20 protein-coding genes are annotated in these 25737 nt (G+C 43.8%); 6 read left to right on the forward strand and 14 right to left on the reverse strand.

Going from position 1 to position 25737, the window contains the following annotated elements:
* Window positions 1-3676, forward strand: a 3676-nt coding sequence (locus F0232_RS14200) for an immunoglobulin-like domain-containing protein (protein WP_253821958.1), incomplete at its 5' end; no start/stop codon positions are given.
* 53 nt (window positions 3677-3729) lie between these two features.
* Here the strand turns inward: F0232_RS14200 and F0232_RS14205 are convergent.
* A complete protein-coding gene (locus tag F0232_RS14205; protein ID WP_008223506.1) occupies window positions 3730-4923 on the reverse strand; it encodes a class I SAM-dependent methyltransferase in 1194 nt (397 codons plus the stop codon).
* A gap of 150 nt (window positions 4924-5073) precedes the next feature.
* Window positions 5074-6477: a methyl-accepting chemotaxis protein gene (locus F0232_RS14210; RefSeq protein ID WP_061033464.1), complete on the reverse strand. Its 1404-nt coding sequence runs from the start codon at window positions 6475-6477 to the stop codon at window positions 5074-5076.
* Between the two features lie 88 nt (window positions 6478-6565).
* Between F0232_RS14210 and yccX the strand changes: the two genes are divergently transcribed.
* Window positions 6566-6853, forward strand: a complete 288-nt coding sequence (gene yccX / locus F0232_RS14215; protein WP_008223500.1) for an acylphosphatase — start codon at window positions 6566-6568, stop codon at window positions 6851-6853.
* Between the two features lie 44 nt (window positions 6854-6897).
* On the opposite strand, the gene F0232_RS14220 is transcribed toward yccX, so the two are convergent.
* The 6 genes from F0232_RS14220 to F0232_RS14245 all read right to left on the reverse strand — a co-directional run bounded on the left by F0232_RS14220 (window position 6898) and on the right by F0232_RS14245 (window position 12615).
* Window positions 6898-7227 carry a TusE/DsrC/DsvC family sulfur relay protein gene (locus F0232_RS14220; protein ID WP_008223499.1) on the reverse strand — a complete coding sequence of 110 codons (330 nt, stop codon included), beginning with the start codon at window positions 7225-7227 and terminating at the stop codon, window positions 6898-6900.
* A gap of 160 nt (window positions 7228-7387) precedes the next feature.
* Entirely contained in the window at window positions 7388-8053 is a 666-nt protein-coding gene (locus tag F0232_RS14225) for a Bax inhibitor-1/YccA family protein (RefSeq protein ID WP_105057192.1), read from the reverse strand.
* A gap of 294 nt (window positions 8054-8347) precedes the next feature.
* Window positions 8348-9112, reverse strand: coding sequence for an amino acid ABC transporter ATP-binding protein (locus F0232_RS14230; RefSeq protein ID WP_004742336.1), 765 nt, complete (start codon window positions 9110-9112; stop codon window positions 8348-8350).
* Window positions 9113-9134: 22 nt separating this feature from the next.
* On the reverse strand, window positions 9135-10232 hold the full coding sequence (locus F0232_RS14235; protein WP_061033461.1) for an amino acid ABC transporter permease: 1098 nt from the start codon (window positions 10230-10232) through the stop codon (window positions 9135-9137).
* 1 nt (window position 10233) lies between these two features.
* Entirely contained in the window at window positions 10234-11439 is a 1206-nt protein-coding gene (locus tag F0232_RS14240; RefSeq protein WP_061033460.1) for an amino acid ABC transporter permease, read from the reverse strand.
* Window positions 11440-11586: 147 nt separating this feature from the next.
* On the reverse strand, window positions 11587-12615 hold the full coding sequence (locus F0232_RS14245) for an amino acid ABC transporter substrate-binding protein (protein WP_061033459.1): 1029 nt from the start codon (window positions 12613-12615) through the stop codon (window positions 11587-11589).
* A gap of 480 nt (window positions 12616-13095) precedes the next feature.
* Between F0232_RS14245 and F0232_RS14250 the strand changes: the two genes are divergently transcribed.
* A complete protein-coding gene (locus F0232_RS14250) occupies window positions 13096-14037 on the forward strand; it encodes a bifunctional precorrin-2 dehydrogenase/sirohydrochlorin ferrochelatase (RefSeq protein ID WP_061033458.1) in 942 nt (313 codons plus the stop codon).
* Window positions 14038-14194: 157 nt separating this feature from the next.
* Here F0232_RS14250 and F0232_RS14255 read toward each other — a convergent pair whose 3' ends face one another.
* The gene (locus tag F0232_RS14255; RefSeq protein WP_004742331.1) at window positions 14195-14677 is read right to left on the reverse strand and encodes a YajQ family cyclic di-GMP-binding protein; all 483 of its coding nucleotides are present in this window, start codon (window positions 14675-14677) and stop codon (window positions 14195-14197) included.
* A gap of 12 nt (window positions 14678-14689) precedes the next feature.
* The gene (locus F0232_RS14260) at window positions 14690-15748 is read right to left on the reverse strand and encodes a 3-deoxy-7-phosphoheptulonate synthase (RefSeq protein WP_061033457.1); all 1059 of its coding nucleotides are present in this window, start codon (window positions 15746-15748) and stop codon (window positions 14690-14692) included.
* A gap of 207 nt (window positions 15749-15955) precedes the next feature.
* On the opposite strand from F0232_RS14260, the gene F0232_RS14265 reads away from it, so the two are divergent.
* Together F0232_RS14265 and F0232_RS14270 are read left to right on the forward strand one after the other, a co-directional pair.
* On the forward strand, window positions 15956-16843 hold the full coding sequence (locus F0232_RS14265; protein ID WP_061033456.1) for a putative PEP-binding protein: 888 nt from the start codon (window positions 15956-15958) through the stop codon (window positions 16841-16843).
* A gap of 176 nt (window positions 16844-17019) precedes the next feature.
* Window positions 17020-17505 (forward strand): PaaI family thioesterase, encoded by a 486-nt coding sequence (locus F0232_RS14270; protein WP_061033455.1) that lies wholly within the window; start codon window positions 17020-17022, stop codon window positions 17503-17505.
* A 102-nt stretch (window positions 17506-17607) separates the two neighbouring features.
* Here the strand turns inward: F0232_RS14270 and F0232_RS14275 are convergent, their stop codons facing one another.
* Window positions 17608-18963, reverse strand: a complete 1356-nt coding sequence (locus F0232_RS14275; protein ID WP_061033454.1) for a hypothetical protein — start codon at window positions 18961-18963, stop codon at window positions 17608-17610.
* A gap of 28 nt (window positions 18964-18991) precedes the next feature.
* On the opposite strand from F0232_RS14275, the gene F0232_RS14280 reads away from it, so the two are divergent.
* Window positions 18992-19900 carry a S1 RNA-binding domain-containing protein gene (locus F0232_RS14280; RefSeq protein WP_008223483.1) on the forward strand — a complete coding sequence of 303 codons (909 nt, stop codon included), beginning with the start codon at window positions 18992-18994 and terminating at the stop codon, window positions 19898-19900.
* 311 nt (window positions 19901-20211) lie between these two features.
* On the opposite strand, the gene rsmF is transcribed toward F0232_RS14280, so the two are convergent.
* The 3 genes from rsmF to F0232_RS14295 form a co-directional block, all read right to left on the reverse strand.
* Window positions 20212-21633, reverse strand: coding sequence for a 16S rRNA (cytosine(1407)-C(5))-methyltransferase RsmF (rsmF, locus tag F0232_RS14285; protein ID WP_171750850.1), 1422 nt, complete (start codon window positions 21631-21633; stop codon window positions 20212-20214).
* A gap of 159 nt (window positions 21634-21792) precedes the next feature.
* Entirely contained in the window at window positions 21793-24450 is a 2658-nt protein-coding gene (locus F0232_RS14290) for an MlaD family protein (protein WP_105057186.1), read from the reverse strand.
* Window positions 24437-25708: a paraquat-inducible protein A gene (locus tag F0232_RS14295; RefSeq protein WP_239939777.1), complete on the reverse strand. Its 1272-nt coding sequence runs from the start codon at window positions 25706-25708 to the stop codon at window positions 24437-24439. Before F0232_RS14295 ends, F0232_RS14290 begins: the two co-directional genes overlap by 14 nt.
* Window positions 25709-25737: the final 29 nt, after the last annotated feature.

Here is a 25737-nt window from a genome sequence, read left to right on the forward strand (position 1 = left end):
TATCACTGATGCAACGGGCGGCAACTTCGAGAGCTTGGTGAAAGACCCAACAGCAGCAACGACGACCATCAATGATGACTCAGACGTGACCACAGTGAGCTTGTTTGGTATTTCTATAGACCAAGTAGGGACTAGCGCAGCTATCACTGCTTCACTAGATCATACACCAGCGTCAGAGTTTACCGTTACGCTAAGCAACGGCGCATCCATTACTTTTGGAACAGCTTACATCCCGGGAGACTTGGTCTCCTCAACGCTCTTTTCTGTTTTAGATGACCAAACCCTGACTATTGACTCAGTTAGTGGAGGGGATTTTGAAGCTCTAGATATCACAAGTATTGCGCTAGTTAATATGAATGATGCCCCGGAAGCCAACGATTTCACTGAAACTACAACCAACAGTTCAACCACAGTCGATTTCGCGCCACATACTAGCGACGAAGAGGATGACGCCGCTGGTATTGAAACTTCGGTTATCGTCGATAGTGACCCTATCTTTGGTACATTATATGAAGTTTCAGATGATGGTACTAAAACTGAGGTTGTGGTTGGACAAGAGTATGGTGATGCTGACAATTTTGAATATGTCTTAGATTCAGATATTGCTGACCAGCTTAGCTTTAGTGCATCTGATCTTGCTTCTGATATTGATACATCAAACGGAAGCACATCGATTTCTTATTTTAACGATCTTATTTCGATTTCTGCTGGTACATACACGGGAAGTTCACCTGTTGGCAACGATGTTGTTAGTAACCCTGGTGTTTATCTGAACTATGACGGCAGTGGTGTTGAGGATGGTTTTGGTGTTTCTACCAATAAGAGCGGTGATAGTGAGCTAGATGTAACGTCTAAAGAGTTTATTTCTGTCGACTTTGGTAATAGTGGTGCGGAAATTTTGTCCGCTAATCTAGATTTCGGTAGCGTTTACGGGAATTACAATCCTAATAGTAGCGCTGATGGCGAGATCAACGTTGTTGCACTGGATTTTGCCGGTAACGTTGTTGGTACTTTCAACTTCAACACCGAAAATAGCTCCAATTCTGGCAACGAATATACGCTATCCATTGATTCTAGTGGTAATGCGACTGTTAATGTCTCTATTCCTGATGGTAATGGTGGTTTTATTCCGTTTACAGAGCTTAGAGTGTTCACTACCCAAGACGGTTCATCAAATCCAAATAGAAATTCAAACATTACTTTTAAAGGCGTTGATGTTGTGGACGCCAAAGTTACAGAGACCATTGATTATAAAGCAGAAGATTCTAGTGACTTAGAGAGCTCAACAGCGCAAGTCACGATTGAGACGGATTCTATCGTTAAACCGTCTCCAGAAGTGACTAGCGTTTCACGTGATGTATCTGAGGATGCTACTACGACACAAACTGTTTCTGGCAATGTAGATGTTCTCTATGCAGAAAGCGTTACCTTGCAGGAGCCTTCAGAAAGCTATACGTCAGGTGGTCAAAGCATCACTTGGGTATCTTCAAATGGTGGTCAAAGCCTTGTCGGTAGCGCTAATGGGGTTGAGATTGTGACCGCGATGATTGACGATTCCGGAAATTACTCAGTAAGTTTAAGCGGACCGGTTGATCATTTAAACGGAAGTACACCTGTCAACAATATGTCGATTGATATCGGTGTTGTAGCAACTAACGATACCGGGACTCAATCCGGCACGATTTCATTGACTATCGATGATGATGTTCCTGTTGCTCAGGCTAAAGTTCATGATTTGGCATCAGTAGTTAAAGATGGTGCAAACGTGCAATTAATTCTAGACGTCTCAGGATCGATGTCAGGAAATGCAATGACAGTTATGAAGCAATCTGCGATAGCTTTGCTTCAAGGGTATCAATTGCTTGGAGAAACCAAAGTTCAAGTAACTGTATTTGAATCTGACGCGAATGTTGTTAATGAAAATGGCAGTTGGTCTTCTGATAACTCATTGCCTTCTAACCTTTCAACGATTTGGATGGATGTTGATACCGCAATCGGAGTCATAAATTCTTTAACAGCAGGTGGTGGTACGGATTACGATGACGCTGTTCGGTTAGCGGGTAGTGATAGCATTTGGGGTAACAGTGATATGGTTTCAGGAGGAAGTAATATCAGTTACTTCTTGTCCGATGGAGATCCTAGCTCAGCTAATCATAGGATCAATGCTTCAGAGCAGGCCGCTTGGGAATCTCAGTTAACCAAGTATGGCGTCACATCACTTGCATACGGGATGGGCGCGAACATTTCGAGCGAACATATGGAACCTGTCGCTTTCGATGGTGATAAAGGTATCGATATTAGCCCTGTGATTGTTTCAGATATCAGTCAGCTACCCCCCGTTCTTTTGCAATCTATTATTACCCCTGTTTCAGGTAATATTGGGGGATCTGGTTCTGCGGGTAATGGTTTTGGTGCAGATGGAGGTTATATCCAAAGTATTGTATTTGATGGAGTGACTTATCAATTTGATGGTAACACCTTAATTAATCCACAAAGCCAGTCTTCATCGAATCATTCATTTGATGATTCTAACAATACCCTATCTTTGTTTATAAACAACGAACACTCATTTGTTATCAACTTGGAAACCGGCGACTATGAATTTTATGGTGCTAGCGTTGCGGCGGATACCTCGTTCGATTTTGCCTACACGATCGCTGATAACGATGGAGATACAAGCTCTAGCACTATTCAAATTAATATCGCGGCGACATCACTAAGCTCTATTGCGGATGTTAAATCTGAAGGCGACATAGTAGATTCCGTGCAGGTAGTACATGCTGAAACTCAATATGCGTTCACACAATGGGCTCCTTCAGGTCAAGTTCCTACTACGTTTAACTTAGACCAAACTCAATCTGGCTTAGTCGTTGATGTCGGTGCAGCCGGTGATGATGTATATCTAGGCTCCGGTGACGACACAATTTACCTCGGGGATAGTCATGCTTCTGGTTTGGATAATGATGCCTCACACCAACAAAAACTTGATAATGCACAACAGTTGCTGGATGACACTTTTAGTAATGGCTCTGATAGCTCTCACTTACAAGGCGGCCTTGAATCTGGCGGTTTTACAACGTTAGCTGCATCTTCGAATGCTTATGTCGACCTCGGTCATGGCGGGGGCGGAGACGATGCTATTTATGGTCAAGGTGGTGTAGATTTGATTTTTGGTGGTGAAGGTAATGATAGCCTTGACGGAGGAGAAGGAAACGATGGACTTCGTGGTGGCACTGGTGAAGACACGCTAATCGGTGGTTCTGGTAATGATTTACTCATTGGTGGTATTGGAGACGATATTCTAACTGGTGACGAAGGCGACGACTTGTTCAAATGGGTTGATGAACCGTTCCAAGATGACGTCGATACAATAACTGATTTTGCTTTGGGTGAAGACCACCTCGATATATCAGAGTTGTTACCAAATGAAAGTTCAATGTTTGATCTTCTTGATCACATCACTATTGAAAAAGTCGATAATGGTAGCGGTGACAAAGACCTTGTCATTACCATCTCTGAAAACACAGATAATACAGGACAGACCCAAACGATTGTCCTAGATAATGTCGGTGACCAATTCGACTCGGTGAATTCACAAGTTGATGGCTCTGTTGTTAATGGTGATTTGACCAACTTGGTGAGTCAGTTGTTTGTGAACTTACCTGACCAATACTAAAAAAAGGGCCGAAAGGCCCTTTTTTATTAACTCGTTATTGAAAGCTTAACTGTCTACAGAACTTTACAAGCGAAGCCTTTCAGGTAGAAGCCTTCTGGGTAGGCCGTGTCTGTTAGGTGATCGGCTGCTTGCTCGAAGCGCTCGACGAACTTAACGGTTCTGCCAGCGTCAATGGCTGCATCAGCGATGATCTTTTGGAATAGGTCTGTACCCATTAGGCCAGAGCAAGAGTAGGTAAGTAGCGTACCGCCTGGCTTTAGGATTTGCATTGCAAGCATGTTTACATCTTTATAGCCGTTTGCACCTGATGTCAGGTTGTTCTTACTTGAAACAAACTTCGGTGGGTCCATGATCACCACGTCAAATTTAGTGCCTTGGTCACGGTATTCGCGAAGCAGCTTGAAGACGTCAGCATTTAGGAATACAGCGCGCTTTTTCGAGATATCAAACTCGTTAAGCTCAGCGTTGAATTTGGCTGTATCAAGAGCAAGTTGAGATACGTCTGCGTTGATGACTCGCTTTGCATCGCCTTTAAGCGCGTACAGGCCAAAACCACCAGTGTACGAGAAACAGTTAAGGACATCTTTGCCTTTTACGTATTTCATTGACTCTTTACGGCTATCACGTTGGTCCATGTAGAAGCCTGTTTTGTGACCTTCCATGATGTTTACGCTGATCTTAACGCCGTTTTCTTCAATTACGATAGACTTTGGTGGCTCTTCACCGTGAAGAACGCCAACCACTTGTTCTAAGCCTTCTTTCTTACGAACCGCTACGTCAGAGCGCTCGTAAATATTGCAGTCTGGGAAGCACTCAATTAGCGCTTCAACCAATACGCTTTTGTTAAATTCAGCACCAGCACTAAGGAGTTGGCAAACTAAGTAGTCTTGATACTTATCGATGGTGATACCTGGTAAGCCGTCTGATTCTGCTGCGGTCAGGCGGTAACCTGTTAGGCCATCACGTTCGATGATGTCTTCGCGTAATGACTGTGCGTCTTGAATTCGTTTTACGAAGAACGCTTTGTTGATGTCTTCTTTTTCAAATGTCCAAACACGTGCTCGAATTTGAGAAGATGGTGAGTAAGCAGCCTTCGCTAACCACTGACCATTTTGAGCATATACGTCTACCGTTTCACCCTGTTTTGGCTCACCCTCGACTTTATCGATACCGCGTGAAAATACCCATGGGTGTTTGCGGCGTAATGATTTGTCACGGCCTTTCGCTAGATGAATAGAAGGAGTCATAATTTACTCTGTTTGTTGAATTTGAAGGAGGGGTATTGTCGGGGAAGTGCAGGTGAAAAGCAAATAAGAAAGGGCCACGTGAGCAGCCCTTGTCATGATTTTAATCAGTTAGATAGCAATATTCTAAATACTGCCTTTGAAAGACCAAGATTATGCTTTAAGACCTGTCAATAAGCCTTCCATGGTGTCACTTTGCTTACGAAGCTGGTCAACATTAGAATTGCTCTTACTGATCATTTCACAGATGCTATCTGATTGATGACGAATCTCTTCAACGCTTTGTGCAATGTTATCAGCAACGACACCTTGCTCTTCGGCTGCGGTCGCAATTTGGGTACTGCTATCAGAAATGGATTGATTCTTTTCAGCTAGCGAGCCGATCTCAACATTCACTTCAGACATCAATGTTTGTCCTTCATTGGCGTTGTTCACCGTCACTTCCATCAGCTTTGTTAGTGATTGACTGTTACGCTGTAACGATTCAATCATACTTTGGATCTCAACCGTTGCTTGTTGAGTTCGACCGGCAAGTGCACGAACTTCATCAGCAACAACCGCAAAACCTCGACCTTGTTCACCCGCACGAGCGGCCTCGATGGCGGCGTTCAATGCAAGTAGATTGGTCTGCTCTGAAATACCATTGATGGTTGTCACGACTTCATCAATTTGCGCTGCGTTTGCATCCAGCTCTTCAACGGCTTGAGATGCGGATTGGATCTCTTGAGATAAGCTAGAGATAGACGCCAACGTATTTGACACTTTGACTTGCCCACTCTGAGCTACACCGCGAGCGTCCATCGTTTGAGAGCTTGATGCATGAGCAAGGGTTGCTACCTCACGAATGGTTGCGGCCATTTGTTCAGTCGCACTTGCTAGACTGTTCAGATGCTCTTGTTGGTTTCCTGAGATATCAGAGCTTTGCTGCGTTGACTGATTCAAGTCAGAGCTAATTTGCTGCATGAGCGCAACAGACTCTTGAATCGAAAGCACCATGTTTTGCTCGCGTTCTGCTACCTTGTCGATAGTAATTGCGATTTCACTAAACTCATCACGAACAGGGAAGTAGTTCATACGACAAGTTAGGTCACCATTCGCGAGTGTGCTCAGTGCTTTGTTCATTGAGAACATTGCTCCGCCAATGAAAGTCATGATGTAGTAAACACCGAGTGCAATCAAAGTTAGGGTGACCGCAACGATCGATACCTGTGTTGCTGAAAGCGCAGACCACAGGTTTTGGTCGTGGTTAGCAACCAAACTAAATGCACCATTCATAACTGAAACAGAGCCTGCGCCATAACCAAGGGAGATAGTTTCGGAGCTATTAACCAGTTGAGCAACTTGTTCTTTGGTGAGTTGACCAGCTTCGATAAGCCCCTTCATTAAGAGCAATTCTTCTTGATAGAGGTGGGCCAGTAGTGAATCTGCTGCACTATCTAAAACGAGAGTAAATATAACAAGAGCGAGAAGAGGTAATAAAAAGAGGAGATAAAACTTTTCTTGGATTTTTAGGTGAATGAGATATTTATCAATCCAACGAAATGGGATTTCTTTCATAATCGTTATACTCGAAGTAAGTCCACCAATAAGCGGTGAATGAATAGAGTCTCAACTATATCATTCATACAATTTATGAGGCAACGTTATGAAAAATTCACAATCTATATTTGTCGTATCAGGCGTAGTTCAGTGTGTTGGATTCCGTTATCACACCAGCAGAGAAGCGCAAAAGCTTGCCATTTCAGGGTATGCCAAGAACTTAAATGATGGTCGAGTTGAAGTGTTGGCTGTTGGCGAAAGTGGCCAGGTAGATAAGCTATACCAATGGTTGCAAGTAGGTCCTGCGAGCGCAACGGTAGACAATGTGGTTAAGCAAAGGTTGGGAGAAGGTGAAAAGCGCAATGTGCGTGTTGGGGAGTTCCAAATACTGTAGCTAACAGGCCACAGTATTTGATTGAGATAATTAGTAACCTGTTGTTACAGACACTTTGCTGGTTTAGGTAAGCCTGCGAGTTTGGTCGCTTGTTTCGCTGGGCCTTTTTTGAATAATTTGAACAGGTATTTACTGTTACCTTTTTCTGGGCCATGGGCTTTTTCCATCGCTTTAACCAGCATGCGAACCGCAGGGGAAGTGTTGAACTCTTCGTAAAAGCTCCTTACAAAATGCACCACTTCTAAGTGCGCTTCGGTAAGCTCAATGGCTTCATCTTGTGCAAGAATTTCAATCATACCTTCTTCCCATTGTGTGTAATCCAACAGGTAGCCTTGAGCGTCGGTTTCGATTTGCTTGCCGTTATATTCAAACATGTTTAGTCCAGAATCCAATTAACTATTTAGGTAGGGTACATGACCAAGTTTACCTTTCTCAATAGATATCGTTGCGATCTTGAAAAATATTGATCCTATAGATACAAAAAAGCCCAAGAGATAGGCTCTTGGGCTAGATATTCTTCAATTAGGCGAGTGATTAGTCGTCGCTGCCCATGATGCCTAGGATGCTTAGTAGGCTGATGAAGATGTTGTAGATTGATACGTATAGGCTAACTGTCGCTGAGATGTAGTTAGTTTCACCGCCACGGATGATGTTTTGCGTTGTCAGCAAAATAACACCAGTCGAAAACAGGATGAACATACCACTCATTGCTAATGACAGAATCGGCATTTGTAGGAAGATATTTGCAACCATGCCTACAAGTAGCACGACGAAACCTGCTAGTAGCATACCGTTAAGGAAAGACAGGTCACGCTTGGTAGTAAGAGCGTAAGCCGATGCACCCATGAATGCTAATGCGGTGCCGCCTAGAGCAGTTAGGATAACATCACCCATGCCTGCGCCAACGTACATGTTTAAGATTGGACCGATGGTGTAGCCTAGGAAACCTGTGAACAGGAACGTAAAGACTAGACCCATGCTGTTGTTACGGTTCTTCTCTGTTAGGAAAAGTAGGCCGTAGAAACCAACTAGCATCATGATAAGACCAGGACGAGGAAGGTTCATCGCCATAGATACGCCTGCTACAACAGCAGACCAAAGTAGTGTCATAGACAGTAGTGCGTAGGTATTACGCAACACTTTATTGGTTTGCAGAGCACTTTCTTGAGATGCTGTGCGTGAAAACATAGGGCTGTTCATAATCTTCCTCGTAAGGTGACTTCAATAGTTATTAGTACATTTATGGGGCTGAAAGTTCGAAAAATCAAGTCTTACAGTCCACTTGTATACTTAAAATAATAATCAAAATAGCTGGTTAAGTATTTCTGAAGGTGTAACAAAGTATGTCTTATGCTGATGTCAAAGTGCCATTAACACCCGATGTTTAACCTTGATACTTGCGTTACCTATTTATATCCTTCTATCAACCAACTATCAATTTGAAAAATAAAAAGGCGACCTAAGCCGCCTCCCTTAATTATGCATCATAACACATTAATGGTGTAAGATTTGACTCAAGAAGTTTTGCGTTCTGTCTGACTGCGGATTTTCAAAGAAGTCGACCGGGTTGTTCTCTTCAATGATTTCCCCGGCATCCATGAAGATAACCCTATCGGCTACCTCCTTAGCAAAGCCCATCTCGTGCGTTACACAAAGCATGGTCATGCCTTCTTCTGCCAGTTCAACCATAACGTCTAGAACTTCACGAACCATTTCTGGATCGAGCGCTGATGTTGGTTCATCAAACAGCATGACTTGTGGGTTCATACACAGAGAACGTGCAATCGCTACACGTTGTTGCTGACCACCAGAAAGCTGACCTGGGAACTTGTCTGCTTGCTCAGGGATCTTTACACGCTCTAGATATTTCATCGCAATCGCTTCAGCTTCTTCTTTCGGCATCTTTTTCACCCAGATAGGGGCTAAGGTACAGTTTTCTAGTACCGTAAGATGCGGAAATAGATTGAAGTGCTGGAAACACATGCCAACGTCACGACGAACGGCTTCGATGTTTTTTAGATCTTCAGTCAGCTCATTGCCAGACACAAAGATGTGTCCCTTCTGATGCTCTTCCAGTCTATTGATACAGCGAATCATCGTTGATTTACCTGAGCCAGAAGGGCCACAGATAACGATTTTCTCGCCTTTTTTAACTTCTAAATTGATGTTCTTAAGAACGTGGAACTCACCGTACCACTTGTTCATGTCTTTAAGTTCAATCATCAACTCTTGCGATTCTGGGTTTAGTTGTTGCGTCATAATACGTCCTTGATCTTATTAACTATCGTTTGTGACCGGTGTGAAGTCTGTTTTCTAGCCATATCGAGTATCTCGACATGCCAAAACAGAACACCCAGAACACTAACGCGACAAATACATAACTTTCTGTTGCGAAGCCTAACCATTCAGGGTCGGTGTTCGCCGCTTGACCAATACCCAGTACATCGAACATACCGATGATAAGTACAAGACTGGTATCTTTGAACAAGCCAATGAATGTGTTCACGATTGATGGGATTGTGATTTTCAGCGCTTGAGGAAGAATAATCAGCCCCATCTTTTTCCAATAGGTTAAGCCAAGTGCATCTGCAGCTTCGTATTGACCTTTAGGAATAGCTTGTAGACCACCACGAATTACTTCGGCCATATAAGCGGCACTAAATAGAACCACACCTACTAGCGCACGGAATAACTTATCGGTCTCAGAGCCTGCAGTAAGGAATAGTGGCAGCATTACAGATGCCATGAACAGCACCGTAATCAGTGGAACACCACGCCAAATTTCGATGTACACAGTACAAATACTACGGATGATTGGCATTTCAGAGCGACGGCCAAGTGCCAGTGCGACACCAATCGGTAGTGACACAACGATACCCACCAATGCAATGATAAGCGTAACAAGTAGGCCACCCCATTTGTGCGTATCAACAACTTCCAATCCAAATACACCGCCGTATAGCAAACCAGCAATGATGAATGGGTAGATGTTTACGAAAAATAACCAAATCCACGTGCGTTTAGGTGTTTTCTCGTAAGCCAATAGTGCTACAAAGATAGCCAACGTTGCGTAGAAAAGGCGAGGGCGCCACAGTTCTGCCTCAGGGTAGAACCCGTACATGAACTGATCCCAGCGAACGCTGATGAACACCCAGCAAGCACCGTCACTAGTACAAGCATCACGTGTTGTGCCAACCCAGTCTGCATTTAGGAAAGCCCAATCGAAGGTTGTCCAGAGCAGTGAAAAGGCGATGTAACCCAAAACAACGGTGACGATGCTGTTTATCGGCCCATTAAAGAGATTCTTTCTTAACCAGCCGACTACGCCAACGGTATTAGCGGGAGGTGGAAGATCCGGTTGAAATTGATGTGTGCTCATATTATCTCTCCACCAATGCGACTTTACGGTTATAGATATTCATTAACGCAGAGGTCAATAAGCTTAGCGTTAGGTATACACCCATGGTCATGGCAATGATTTCGATAGCTTGACCTGTTTGGTTGAGAGTTGTACCTGCGAACACAGAAACTAAGTCAGGGTAGCCAATAGCCATTGCTAACGAAGAGTTCTTAGTGAGGTTTAAGTATTGGCTAGTTAACGGTGGAATAATGATTCGCAACGCTTGTGGAATAATAACCAGCTTTAATGTGCGAGCTCGAGGAAGACCTAGAGACATCGCAGCTTCTGTTTGCCCGTGGCTAACTGCATTAATACCAGAACGAACGATCTCTGCGATGAAAGACGCCGTATAGATACTTAGTGCTAATACAAGAGCGGCTAATTCAGGAATAATGCTGATACCACCTCTGAAGTTAAAGCCTTTTAGTTCCGGGTATTCAGCTGAAATCGGCATACCAAGCACAAAATAGACAACCAGAGGCAAACCCACGATCAAGCTAAGAGCAATTCGAAACATAGGGGTTTGTTGCCCAGTCAGCTTCTGTTTGTTGTTAGCCCATATGTTGATGATGATGGTAGCTACGCTACCAGCAATCAGTGACGCGATAACGATGCTGCTTCCTTGCTCAAGAACAGGGGCAGGGAAATAAAGACCACGCACGTTTAGGAAAATCGCTTCGCCCAAACTGAGACTTTGTCTTGCAGATGGGAGAGCTTGAAGAACCGCGAAATACCAAAAGAAGATTTGAAGTAGTAGTGGGATATTTCGGAAGATTTCAATGTATACCGCGGCAAATCGGCTCACTAGCCAGTTAGATGACAGACGAGCGACACCCATAGAGAAGCCAAGAACCGTTGCTAAGATAATACCTAATACAGATACTAAAGCGGTGTTTAATAAGCCGACAACGAATGTTCGACCATATGAGAAGGTTTCGTCATATTCGACGAGGGTAAGGCCGATACCAAAACCCGCCTCTTGACTTAAAAAGTCAAAACCAGTGGCAATGCCTCGGGCTTCAAGGTTGGTAAGGGCGTTGTTTACGATGGTATAGAAGAAAGCGCCAAGTGCTCCGATGGCGATGATCTGGAAAACGACAGATCGAAAAGTCGGGTTGTATAAAAGGTTAGCACTTTTAGCTTCGGGCTTTTCCTGGGAAGGAGTAAGAGTGTTGTTAGGTTTCATACTGCAATAACCTCAAATCCATTTAACATTTAGGGCGGAAAAACCGCCCTAAATCGTGTTACTCAAACATTCATTTTTGGGTTGTTGCTATCACCCTCAACAAGAGCGATAGCAACGATTACGAACAAGTAATCACGTCCTGTGCTATTAACGGATTGGTGGAGCGTACATAAAGCCGCCCGCATTCCATAACGCATTTACACCACGATCGATTTGAAGTGGAGAACCTGTACCAACAGTACGCTCAAAACTTTCACCGTAGTTACCAACTTGTTTGATTACTTGGTAACCCCAGTCGTCACGAATGCCAAGGCCTTTACCTTTAGGACCGTCTACGCCAAGAATACGTTTGATGTTTGGATCTTTTGACTTGAGCATTTCATCAGCATTTTTAGAAGTGATGCCGTATTCTTCCGCATTGACCATTGCTGAAAGTGTCCACTTAGCTACGTTGAACCATTTGTCATCATCTTGACGAACAACTGGGCCTAGAGGCTCTTTAGAGATAATTTCAGGAAGTACTTGTGCAGATTTAGGATCAGCTAGGTTAAGGCGAAGCGCGTATAGACCAGATTGGTCAGTGGTTAGCACATCACAACGACCTGCGTCGAAACCTTTAGATGTTTGTGCTGCTGTATCAAATACCACTGGCTTGTAAGACATGCCGTTGTTACGGAAGTAATCGGCTAGGTTAAGCTCAGTCGTTGTGCCTGATTGAACACATACAGACGCGCCATCAAGTTCTAGAGCGCTGGTTAGGCCAAGATCTTTCTTAACCATGAAGCCTTGACCATCGTAGTAGTTAACGCCTACGAAGTTAAGACCTAGAGCGGTATCACGATGCAGTGTCCATGTTGTGTTGCGAGACAGTACGTCGATTTCGCCAGATTGAAGCGCAGTAAAACGCTCTTTTGCTGTTAGAGGTACATACTTAACTTTAGTCTTGTCACCGAGTACAGCCGCTGCAAGAGCTTGACAATACTCAACATCGATTCCTTCCCATTCACCTTTTGAGTTTGGGTTAGAGAACCCTGGAAGACCTGTACTTACACCACAAGTTAAGAAGCCTTGAGATGTGACTTTGTCCAGAGTGCTTTCTGCCGCTGATGCTGATGTTGCCATCATCGCAGTTGATGCAGCTACTACTGAAGCAAGAAGTGTTAGTTTATTTGTCATTTGTATCCTTCCTTGTTAACCAGGTGACACCTGATACTCGTGCTCATTTGAGTTTTCTATATGTGTTGCGTTTTCTATGACCTTGTTGTCTAAATCAAACGAGTTGCATTATGCAAATGAAACTGTGTGCGATTTAATCAACTGTTTATAAGGTTAGGAAAGGATCCGTAGTTTCACAAATGTATAATTTAAAAAGAATTTTGAATGAAATCACAAATCCGAACACATTTAGAATGACCAAATGTTAACTGAATGTAAATAGTGCAAGGGTTCACACTGTTGGTGCAACAAGATTTAGATTTTTATATTGATAATCGACTAGATAAAAATCCTGAATGAATCTCACGTTGGTGAAACATTAAACTTAAAAAAGATTGAAATTTGGTCAATAAATATTTTTATTACACTTCGATAGTTATTAATATGCTCCAAATTTGGTAGCATGGCTGAATAGTTATTGAAGTCGTCTCAAGGAAGAACATGCGTTATTTCCCAATGTTTTTGGATGTAGAGAATAAGCCGATTCTCGTGGTCGGTGGGGGTGAGGTTGCTTGCCGTAAAGTGGATAGCTTGTTAAGAGCAGGCGCTAACGTTACGTTAGTTTCTCCTAAGGTTGCGCCGTACTTACAGCAGCTTGTTGATGAGAACAAACTTCACTGGGTTCAAAACTTTTACTCGTCACAAATTATCTCGAAAGAATACCTTCAAGTATGGGCGACCACAGATAACCCTAGCTTGAATCATCAGGTGTATAATGATGCAAAAAAACTGGGTATTTTAGTCAATGTGGTTGATGATTTGCCATACTGTGACTTCATTACACCTTCAATGATAAATCGTGGAAGAATCCAAATTGCCATATCTAGTGGTGGTGCATCACCTGTTTTAGTGAGAAATATTAGAGAAAAACTCGAAACCGTATTGCCACAGAATATCGGTCTTCTCGCAGACTTTGGTGCATCAAAACGCAACTCGATCAAAGAGTCGTATCCTACCGTCGATGAACGTCGCAAGTTTTGGGAACGCTTTTTATCGTCCAGTTTTATCGAGCAGGTAACGGATAGAGAGCAATTAGAGACGTATTATCAACAAGCGCTGACAGAAGGCGTTGATAGTGAAGGGCAGGTAACCTGGATCGAATTTGAACAAGATGTCGAGTTGCTGTCTATGAAGGCGTTACGCTTGATGCAGGAAGCTGAGCTGGTATTGTCTCCGAAAGAGTGCCCATTCGAATACGTAGATCTATGTCGTCGTGATGCGGAAAGAGAAAGTTACGCAAACAGTGGAGAGCTCTCAACGAAGCTTGAGCAAGCAAAAGCTGAAAACTTAAGAGTATGTGTGTTCATCCCACCAGCGAGCGTTGAATTCAATTTGTTGGTAGGGAAAGACCTCAAGCTGTCTTCTGCCAAGGTTTTGAGCTAAAAGGCAGACCAGCTAGCTGTCGTAAAACTGGTGTCTAATACGCTAAAATCACTAGATAAATAAAAAGCCACTTCGCAGGAAGTGGCTTTTTGCTATTTCGAACACAATATCGTGACGATCAATGAGCAACAAATAAACGTAGTTACTTAAATCAAAATTAGTCGCGGAAGTTATCGAATTGGAAAGGTTGACCAAGTTCACCGTTACGAACTAGTGCCATTACAGCTTGCAGATCGTCACGCTTCTTACCTGTTACGCGTACTTTTTCACCTTGAATAGACGCTTGAACCTTAATCTTGTTGTCTTTAATTAGCTTAACGATTTTCTTTGCAACATCAGTTTCGATACCTTGCTTAAAGATAACCGTTTGGTGCCAAGTGCGACCTGTTTGATCTGCTGCTTTCGCTTCCATTGCGTTAGGATCAACATTGCGCTTCGTTAGGTTACTACGAAGAATATCGCGCATTTGCTTAAGCTGGAAATCGTCTTGAGCAGTCAGTTTTACCGACTCATCTTTGTAGTCAAAGCTAGCGTCAACACCGCGGAAATCGAAACGAGTCGATAGTTCACGGTTAGCATTGTCTACAGCGTTACGTAGTTCTACTGCTTCTACTTCAGAGATAATGTCAAATGATGGCATTGTTTTATTTCCTTAAGCTAAGTTTCTATCTTTGATTGCTGTTGCAAGCATGTCTAACATTGTCGCGGTATCTTCCCAGCTTAGACACGGGTCAGTAATCGACTTGCCGTATTCTAGGTTGTTGATATCCGTCATTGGCTGGTTACCTTCTTTAATGAAGCTTTCTGCCATGATGCCTGCAATTTGATTTTTGTTCGATTTGATCTGTTCACAGATGTCTTTTGCAACGTCCAACTGTTTGCGGTGTTGCTTTTCACAGTTAGCGTGGCTGAAGTCCACAACCAAACGTTGAGGTAGGTCGAACTCAGCTAGTTGCTTACATGCGCTATCCACAGATTGTGCGTCAAAGTTTGGACCTTTATCACCACCACGCAGAATTACGTGACCGTATGGGTTGCCCGAAGTGCGGTAAACTGTCATACGACCATTTTTATCTGGTGAGTAGAAGTAGTGAGAAGCTTGTGACGCGCGAATTGCATCAATAGCGATCTTGATGTTGCCGTTTGTCGCGTTTTTGAAGCCAACTGGGCAAGACAATGCTGAAGCCATTTCACGGTGAATCTGAGATTCGGTAGTACGTGCCCCGATTGCGCCCCAAGTGATCAGGTCTGCAATGTATTGACCTGTGATCATATCAAGGAATTCAGTTGCGGTTGCTAGACCAAGCTTGTTGATATCAAGCAAAAGCTGACGTGCTTTGTTTAAGCCTGTTTCAAGTGCGTAAGAACCATCAAGGTTTGGATCGGTAATTAAGCCTTTCCAACCTACAACCGTACGAGGTTTCTCGAAGTAGGTTCTCATGACAACAAACAATTCGTCTTTGTATTGTTCTTGAATCTGGCTTAGACGCTCAGCGTAATCAAGTGCCGCTTCTGTATCGTGAACAGAGCAAGGGCCTACGATAACTAATAGGCGGTTATCACGACCAGTTAGGATATCTTCGATTTGGCGGCGAGAATTTGCAATACGCTCAGCAACGTCGTCAGTAATAGGGTGTGCGTTGCCTAATTCGGCAGGAGTTGGCATAGGACCCAGAGCTTGGGTTCTCAACTCATCAGTTTTTAATGGCATGTGATAGCTTTTTTATTCTATTGCGAAGTGGTTAAGATAACGGAATTGAACCGAGGAATAAACTCTCTTAAGTCAAAGTTATCTCTGTTATTACTAATATTCTTATTTTTATCAGCAGCCCGACGCTAAATACGGGATTTTCACTTGTATTAACAGGCAGCTATCGGTATTTTCGTTTGAACACAACATAAAAATGCTGGAGCAGCAATGACTCAAGAAAATCAAAGCACTTTGCACCCAGAACTGGTCTTAGGCGATGTGCTGCCTTCTTATAACGATAATATTAATTCCAACCACTTATACGTATCTCTCTCTGAATTGGTCATGGATCGTGTCTTCTATCATCCAAGTATTGAAAGCCATTTAGACACACTTTCTGATATAGAGAAAACCTCTCTAGACGCGATTCTTGGTGGCAAAAGCGTTGATGAACATTTCGTTTCGACCTTGGTAACGGCGATTCAAGCGGCTGTTCAACCAAACCATAGTTCTGTGCGTATCGCTTTAAGCAATGCTGACAGCTACGGCTTTCGTTCGCTGTTAGGTGGTAATTGCGAAGTAGAAGAGGTGAACCCGGCACTGGGTATTCGTGGTGTTGCTCGTTATGCGACGCCAGAGTACAGCAAAGCGTTTGCTTTGGAGTGTCAGGTAGTTAAAACACTGCGCGAACAAGGCATCAATGTCGAAGTCGTGGTTCCTTATGTACGCGCATTAAGCGACGCGGCTAAGATCATCGATTTACTTGCAGAGCAAGGCTTGCCTCGCGGTTTGAATGGCTTGAAGGTATTGTTCTCATGCGATGTGCCATCTGCCGTTCTACTGAGTGAACGTCTACTGCATTACTTTGATGGTGTTGTGGTGAATGTCGACAGTCTAGCGTCTTTCACACTTGGTGTTGATAAGCAGAATGAAGCGCAGCAACACGCTTTTGATCCACAAAACGAAGCGGTAATTACACTGCTAGATATGATTGTTAAGGCGACACAGAACGCTAAGAAACCCGTTTTACTTGTTACTCAAGGTTTGGTTGATTATCCGCGCTTACAAGGTTACATCGCTGACCTTGAAGGGGTTGAAACCGTCGTGACGGCATAAATCAGTCTGTTGCTGTAATTTATCAACTTGGCGTATGAGTTGGTTCGAAGCGCTAATGCTTTGAGAATAAAAGAGATATCATTGTGTGATGATATCTCTTTTTTGTAACATTTTTTTGACATCTTAATCGTTAGTCGATTAACTGGTCTGATGACTGATTAGGCTAGGTAATTCCAATGTTAACCTCTCTACAAAAAGCAAATTTCTATTTAAGCATGTTTGGTTTTTTCAAAGTCCCACTCATCTGGCTGTGTCGACCAAAGCTTCTGGTACTCGATAACGAGCGTGTAGAGGTGAAAATTCCGCTTAGAAGGCGCACCAAAAACCATCTTAATAGCATGTATTTCGGAGTTTTAGCTGTAGGTGCGGATGTAGCAGGTGGCTTTCTTGCTATGAGTAAATCTCAACAGCAAGGTGAGAAGATCTCTTTGGCGTTTAAAGAGGTGACAGGTAACTTTCTGAAGCGACCTGAAGGCGATGTGCATTTCACCTGTACTGACGGTGAGCTGATCAACACTATGCTGGCAGAAACCATGTCGACCGGAGAGCGAGTAAATCAGCCAGTAACCATTATCGCAACCTGCCCATCACTGCATGGCGAAGAGCCCATGGCAGAATTTACACTCACGCTCTCTATCAAAAAAATCCCATCTAGAAAGTAACCACAAGTATCTGCTTAGAATGGTATTTGGTGGGGCTCGAACTAACAAAAACGGTATGTGAATGTATATCCACATACCGTAATAGCACGAATCGCAGTAGTTCTATGACTCTTGTGTGATTTGCTCGATATCGACAATCTTTGAACGGTTCATGACTATTTTCCAACGATAGTAAGTTGGTTCATTATCGTGGTTGTTCTCTTTAATGATCAGATTGAGCAGGTGACGCTTCTCAACGGACTCTCGACTCACTTGACCTTCATTCAATCGATAAATCTTGTTCGAGCCCTTATCCATTAAGCGTGTCAGCGCTCTTAGACTGATCGACAAGGTTTCACGCGTTTCCTCGTAGCCACTCATAAAGGTTGATGTCGACATCTCTGTGTGCGACCGGTAATGCAAGATTTGCTCTTCACGCTGCACCACACGTTTCTTACGTATTGACTGAATGCGGTCCGCGAGCTTAGAAAAGTTTGCGTAGTCCAACCACTCGAGTTTATGACCAACTGACTTATTGGTAGTTGGATCGTAATAACGGCGTTTCCACTTTGGCTTGCCTTTACGAAGCCAGCGCCAAAGAATGTCTCTTAAATCGTCTTTGAATATCTCGCGTAGTGCATAGATGAAAGACATCGCGACGATGAAAGAAGCGGTAATCTCTCCTAGGAAATCTCGGGCTAAGATAACCGTTGTGGTCACAACCACCATCACTAAACCTGTCGCAACACCTTTTACTGCTCGTTTAACGTTTTTACCCATTGAGGTGGTTTTCTCTTTGAGTACGATAGGGTGCTCAATCAAACGACGCAGCAAACGCATCTTGTTACTCAAGCGGGTTACATCTTCTCGAACTTTGGCTGAGTTGTAGCGGTTCAGTTTGCGGTGAGCGGTCTCTTTATCGCAAAGGGTTAAAAGACGCTCTTTGATGGTTGAATACTCGCTACCACGAGGCATGTGTGACACTAGCGATAGGAATTTTTGCTCGGTATACCAAGATAGGTAGTTGTCTATATTGGCATAGTAGCGTTTCAGGTTTTCTTCATAAGGGATACTTCGACGCAGCTTCTTTAATATGTCTAAAGCCAGTTCGATAACCTCATCCACTTCGTCAGCCGTTACGTCGTCACTATCATTTTTATTTAAGCTGCTGACCGCTTTATCTAAAGCGATAACATATTGGTAGGCGAACAAGCTCAAGCTTACACGGTATTGAGTGGTAGACAGTCGTCCACGTTTTGCTAAACGGCTGTGTACTAGGGGGAGTAGTGTTTTATCACTGTAGTACGCGCGTTTTTGAGTGATTGAGCTATAGAAAAATGCGCTCTCAGAAAGTACTTCTGGAGTGAGTCCAAGTTCACCGGGAATGAATAGATAAACATCCATGTCGAGCTTTTTGGTTTTAGCCATTGCATGGTTAATTTTGAGTGTTATCGCATCTTGTTTATCAACGGTGATCAACGATGGCTCCTAGAATGTAAAAATATGAATGAAACTAGCGAAAGCATATCAGAGATCACGTATAATCTCCGCCAAATTTAAAGTAGAGACAATCTTGATGATTAATATTGGTCAAATAAACAACTTAGAAGTAGTAAAACAAGCAGATTTCGGTGTATTCCTTGACGCTAGCGACTATGGAACGGTGTTGCTGCCGAAACGATTTACTCCTGAAGGTGTTGAAATTGGTCAAAAGTTAGATGTGTTCTTATACATTGATTCTGACAACCAGATCGCTGCAACGACTGAAAAACCTATCGCACAAGTTGGCCAGTTTGGCTTGATGACTGTTGAAGGTGTAAACAGCACCGGTGCATTCATGAACTGGGGCGTGAAAGGCAAAGACCTATTGGTTCCTTTCAGCGAACAACGTGGTCGATTAAACGAAGGCCAGTCAATCTTAGTATATGTGTACATTGATAAAGCATCTAGCCGCATTGTAGGTACAACTAAGTTTAACAAGTGGTTAGACAACACTCCTGCGAATTACAAACGCAACCAGCAAGTTGACTTAATCATCGCTGAACGTAGCCAGTTAGGCTACAAAGCGATCGTGAATGGCGAACACTGGGGCATGATTTTCCCATCAGACATCATCGGTAAATTATTTATCGGTAAGACGCTGAAAGGCTACATTAAAAACATTCGTGAAGAAGATGGTAAGATTGACCTTTCTCTTCAGAAAGTTGGCGTAGCTAAGATGGATGACCTAAGCATTAAGATCTTAGACTTACTTGAGAAGAAAGGCGGCTTTTTGCCTTTGAATGATAAGTCTTCACCTGAAGCTATTTTCTCTGCTTTCAGAACCAGTAAAGGTACATTCAAAAAGACCATCGGTGGTTTGTACAAAGCTGGCAAGATCTCTATCGATAAAGAAGGCATTAGCTTAGCTAAATAAGCCAAGCTCTCGGTTAAAAAAAAGCCCAAACTTTCCTGTTTGGGCTTAGGGGAAAGGGCTCCGAAGAGCCTACGCTAATCGTTTCAATTCTTTGTTTACTAGATGAAGTTTAGTTTAATTTTCCTAATATGCGATTTTTGACCGTTAAAATAGCGACTTGAATTGATTGTTTTGTTATTAAGTATTGGTTCGAAAGACCTTTCTATATAGATAGCATGACTCAAGTTCAATAGAAAAAGCCCAAGCAACGTGCGTTGTTTGGGCTTTTTGTTTATTCGTTTGTCTAATTTGCGATAGAAGCGGAATGTTGGTTAGAACAGGTTCTTATCACGCACTAATTCTCGTGGCAGGCCGTTTTTGACTCGATTGCCAACCCACTTACCAAGGCCAATGATTGCGCCATTGTATTTGACCAGCACTTCTCCTTTGCCGGATAAGCCTTCTGGGCGAACATCTCTACCCATGAACCATTCGCGAGCATCGTCGATAGTCAGCTCAACAATGTTAGCTTCGTTGCCTGTCGCGAGGGTTGTCGCCACTTGGTGTTGCCAGCGGTAGCCCTTTTTATGGGTTTCTGCGATCTTGATGCCCATGCGAGAGAAACGAAACTCACCAATCATCGGCTCTAACGCTTCAGGGAATAGCCATACATCTTTGTCACGTGTCCATACTTGAGTATCGTTTGGTAACTCAATATCTAACGCACTTGAAAGCTGTTCTGCAACTTCTTGTTGTGCTTTCTTCGAAGCCTTCTCAAATGGAAACTTGCCTAAACGCTTCTTCACTTCTGGTGGTGCCACAGATGCTAATTTTCGGATGCGAGCAACGAAGAAGCCTTCAGAGTCATAAACCTGAGGGAATATGTGTAGGAAGCCTTCTTCTGTTGTGGTTGCTTTCGCGTTATCGAATAGAGATTCTAGAGATTCAAACTCAACCGCATCGCCAAAGGTCTCTTTTAAGTGATGACACACTTGTTGGTTTTCTTCTGTGCTTAACGTGCACGTCGAGTAGACCAATACACCATTAGGTTTGAGAGCGTGGAATGCACTTTCAATGAGGTCTTTTTGCGTGTCAGCAATTTCAACAACCGACTGATACGTCCAGTTCTTCATTGCGTCGGCATCTTTACGAATCGTGCCTTCACCAGAGCAGGGCGCATCCAACAATACAGCGTCGAATTGTTCAGGTAACCAACCACCAAACACACGACCATCAAAATTACTTAGCGCTGCATTTCTTACGCCGCAGCGTTCAATGTTAGCGTGAAGCACTTTAACTCGGCTTGCTGCATATTCATTGGCAACCAACACACCACGGTTGTCCATCAACGCTGCGATTTGAGTGGTTTTAGAACCTGGAGCCGCAGCGGTGTCGAGAACTGCTTGATAGTTCTCTTCGCCTTGGAAAAGAGCTGACGGTGGCATCATCGAGCTGGCTTCTTGGATGTAGAACAAACCAGACATGTGCTCGGCAGTATTACCTAGTGGAGCTTCAGTTTCATCGGCCGTGATCCAAAAACCCGTTTCACACCAAGGTACTGGTTCCAGTTCCCAACCTTTATCTTTCGCGCGTACCAGAAAGTCTTCAACACTGATTTTGAGTGTGTTTACGCGAATACTTTTACGAAGTGGCTTTTGACAAGAAGCGACAAACGAAGCCATATCTAAATGGCTAGGCATGATGCTTTCAATATGAGTAAGGAATTCTTCTGGGATATATACGTTAGCGTGCAAAAGGGTATCTCGATTTATAGCGTTAATGCGGGCAGTTTAAAGCAAAATGAGATTGTCCTAAACTAAATTTGCTTTAAACAATAAAAATGCAGCTCAAAGGCTGCATTTGGATGTTAATTGTCGGCTATTCGCTCGGAGAACCGATGCTATAACGCGCGTTTATGGGCGAGGGATAGCCGTTCTCCACGATTTCCATTCGTCTTCCGCTTTAGGGTACAAGTAGAAAGACTGGTCTTCTTGTGCCAAAGGCTGCAGTTCATTAGTCGGTGGTGTTGAGAAAGTAATACCACCTCTGATTAAGCTATCGACAGTACCTGCCTTGATGTTTGCACCAGACAAGCCGATAGACACATCCACACCCGATACATTCCAGAACACACTGTTGGCACGAATTAAGTAAGCGAACTCTGGTTTGATTTGAATGGTAGAGATAATACGATCTGCAAACTCACCAAGTTGAACGTCAATGACTGTGCCGATTTCTAGTTCGCGGAATAGAATCGGCGTACCTTCTGATACTGAACCGCGACTCTCACTTTGCAGCGTGAAAATCTTGCCTTCAGGTTGAACTGGACCATTACTTAGCTTGAATGCTGTGGTTTTGCTTCCTTTACCCGGTTCAACTTTAATGTGCTTAGAAATCAGAGAAGAGACATTCTTAATCCCATTCAAACCAATCTCCGGCTCAGCTAGCCAAAAATGGCTACCAGCAACAGCTATCTTATCGACATACTCAGGCAGGATACGAGCCGTAATCTCAATGCCACCTTTAGTGAAATTCGGAACGACTAAAGTCACTTCACCGACATTGACGCCTTGATATTTAATTGGTGTACCTTTGCTAATCTCTTGATCGCCCGAAGAAGTAATCGTGATGGCACGACCAAATTTACGAGCAGATTTAGAATCAGTATAGAGTTTCCAAACATCACCCAGTTTGTTGTCGATACCTGGCAGTGAATCAAACGCGATACCGCCTTGAATCAGAGTTTTAACCGGAGCCGCTTTGATGCTGATACCGGACAAAGACGCGTCAACCTCAACACCTGAACGGTTCCAGAAAACCGTGTGTTTGTTGATGAGGTGTGTGTAACGGTTTTCAATGGTGACCTGGATTCTCACACCACCGTCGGCAAGCTGGAAGTCACTGATGCTACCAACCTGAAGATTGCGGTAGAGTAGTGGGCTGCCTTTTGAAATTGACGGTAATTCGCTGGCAAACAGTGACAATGTCTTCGAACCTGATTGGTTGAACTTGGCGATTTCTGCCAGTGATTTGCTTTGGAACAGTTGGTAGCTTGGTCTTGCTTGAGCCTTACCTTCACTCACAAAGCTAATTGAGCCTGTCAGTAGTTGTTTTGCAGGTGGAACGGTAACGCTTAACCCAGACTCAGTTAATTCTGCACTCGCGCTACCTGTTACGAAAAAGCGGTTGTTGCTTTTTATGAGATGTGCGTATTCATTATCGATCAACGCATCCATGAACACTTCATGCTTATCGCTTCCTGTGCCAACGCCATCAACTAAACCGACTTTGATGATAGAGCCGACTGCAATGCCTTTGTAAAGTAGCTGCGTACCAACATCTAAACCGAAAGAGTTATTGGAGGTTAAGCGAATCGCTACTGATTTTTCCTGTTCTTGGCTGTATTCCGTTTTGCGAATCGCGGTAAAGCGGCGCGCTTTTTCACCCTCACCAGGGACTAGCGTTAAGAAGTTGCCTGTTACTAAGTTCGCGATATTCTTCATACCCGTCAGTGATAGTTCGGCTTCCTCAAGAATGAACTTACTACCACTGTTTAGGAAGTCGCTGAAAGCAGGCTGGATAGCTGCTGAAGCAACAACGTTTTCTCGGCCTTCGCTGAGTGATAAGTCGGTAATTTGACCGATTTCGATGCCGCGGTACATGATTGGAGCGCCAGTTGCACTGATCTTATTGTCATCAGGAACAGCAATCTTAATAGAAATACCACGACCAGCAGTTTTTAGATCTGGGTAGAGTTTGAATTTGGTGTTCATCTCAACTGGCTGACCATCTCCAGGTGAGTCTACGGCGATAGAACCACCTAATAGAGCGCTTAGGCTCTCTAAACGAACATCAACGCCTGAAAACCCAATGCTTGCACCTAAGCCACTGACGTTCCAGAAACGGCTTTGGTCGGTAATGATATGGCTGTATTCATCTTTAATAGCCGCTTGAATCGTGACTGACTTGCCGCTTTCGTTAAGCTGGTAGTTGTAGACCTCACCGATTGGGATTTTACGATAAACAATCTGAGAGCCAACAGAGACGCCACCCAAATCTTTTGTTGTCAGTGATATGTTCAAGCCATCGGCAGCTAACAAGTCAGAAGGTGCAGACTCTAAAGCTTGGAAAACAGTTTCTGGCTCTTGTTTGGTCTCACTTGGGTGAATTGCAATGTAGTTACCAGATACAAGCGCATCTAGCCCAGAAATACCAGATAAGCTTGCGGTCGGCTTCACTAACCAAAATCGAGTGCCTTTAGACAGCAGCTTTTTCGCTTCCGGATAAATATCAGCATCAACATAGATATTAGATAAGTCTTTCGAGAGGGTAATATCGCGAACCATACCCACTTCTAAGCCTTGGTAGCGAATTGTGGTGCGTCCTGCGACTAAGCCTGCCGCATCTGAGAAGTAGATCTGTACACGTTGGCCTGCATCATGGACTGACTTCATTACTAGCCAGCCCGCAAGCGCGACGGTGAGGATCGGGAGAATCCACAAAGGGGAAATGCCTTTGTTTTTTCTGACTTCCGGTGAATATGATGTTTGTGATTGGTTATTGTCGTTCATTCACTGACTCATCTTTAGAGGTATAGTTATCCCAAATTAGCCTAGGATCTAAGCTTTCCGCTGCCAGCATTGTGAGAACCACAACAACGCCGAAAGCGACTGCACCATAACCTGGTGTGAAGTTTAAAATTTGTCCACGGTCGACCAGTGTCATCATGATCGAAATAACGAACAGATCCATAACGGACCATTTCCCCACCCACTTCACGATAAAATAGATGGTCATTCGTTGTCTGTGGTAAAGCGCTCGCTTCATTTGAATGCAAATCAGTATGTAAGCAAGCCCAAGGATTTTGGCAACGGGAACGACAATACTCGCAATAAAAATGATGGCAGCGATGCCGTACATGTCACTATTGATAAGAGAGGCAACACCGGAGATGATCGTATCTTCCAGCCTTTGCCCGTTTGTAATAAGAATAGATATAGGAATCACGTTGGCTGGCACAATCGCAACGGCGGCGGCAAACAGTAGTGCCCATGTTTTTTGTATCGAGTAAGGCTTGCGGTGATACAGAGCATGATGACAACGAACGCAAGCGTGACCTTCGGGCTGAGAAAGATGGCAGTTATGGCAGTGCACGTTCTTGCTTTCGGTAAAGCTGTATTCCGACTCTTTTGCCCATGCTTCCCAGTAACGTCGAACACTAATTCGGCTCACCAGTAAAACGCTAAACAGCTGCAACAAGATAAGGCCAATTAAGCCGGGGCCAACAAAGATGTCTGAATAGTCTTGTAGCTTAAAGCACGAGATAGCAACGCTGACTAAGAATACATCCAGCATCATCCAGTGTTTTAAGGTTTGAATGATTGCCAGCGAGTAGCGGAACGGCGTAAAAAGTGCGAAACGAAGTGAAAAATGGCTAATGAGCACAGAGCCACATACCAATAAAGGGGCAATGGAACTGCAGAACAGGATAAGCAATCCAAGTAGTGGAAAACCTTCACCCATTAAGGTAAAGACGCCGGATGGTAACGTCGCGGGTATCATGACGCCAATCAGGCGAATACTGATGAATTCAAAAAAGTGCGACGGGATAAACAGCAATAAGCAGGTAATTGCAATTGCTAGGTTTCCAGATAGGCTAGGGGTGCCGCCGCGGTAAAGTTGAGTGCCGCACCTTGGGCAATAGGCCGACTTACCTAACGGGATATCCATTTTATCAACGGGCAGTTCGCAGCCTTGGCATAATCGCACAGAGCTGCTGTCACATTGATGTTCGGTTGATAAGTCTTGGGGTACGGATGGGGAGGTCATGCGACCTCCCAAATAGAATTGTGCGTCAG

Origin of the sequence: Vibrio sp. T3Y01 (assembly GCF_013114525.1) — a bacterium.
Classification (GTDB): Bacteria; Pseudomonadota; Gammaproteobacteria; order Enterobacterales; family Vibrionaceae; genus Vibrio; species Vibrio chagasii_B.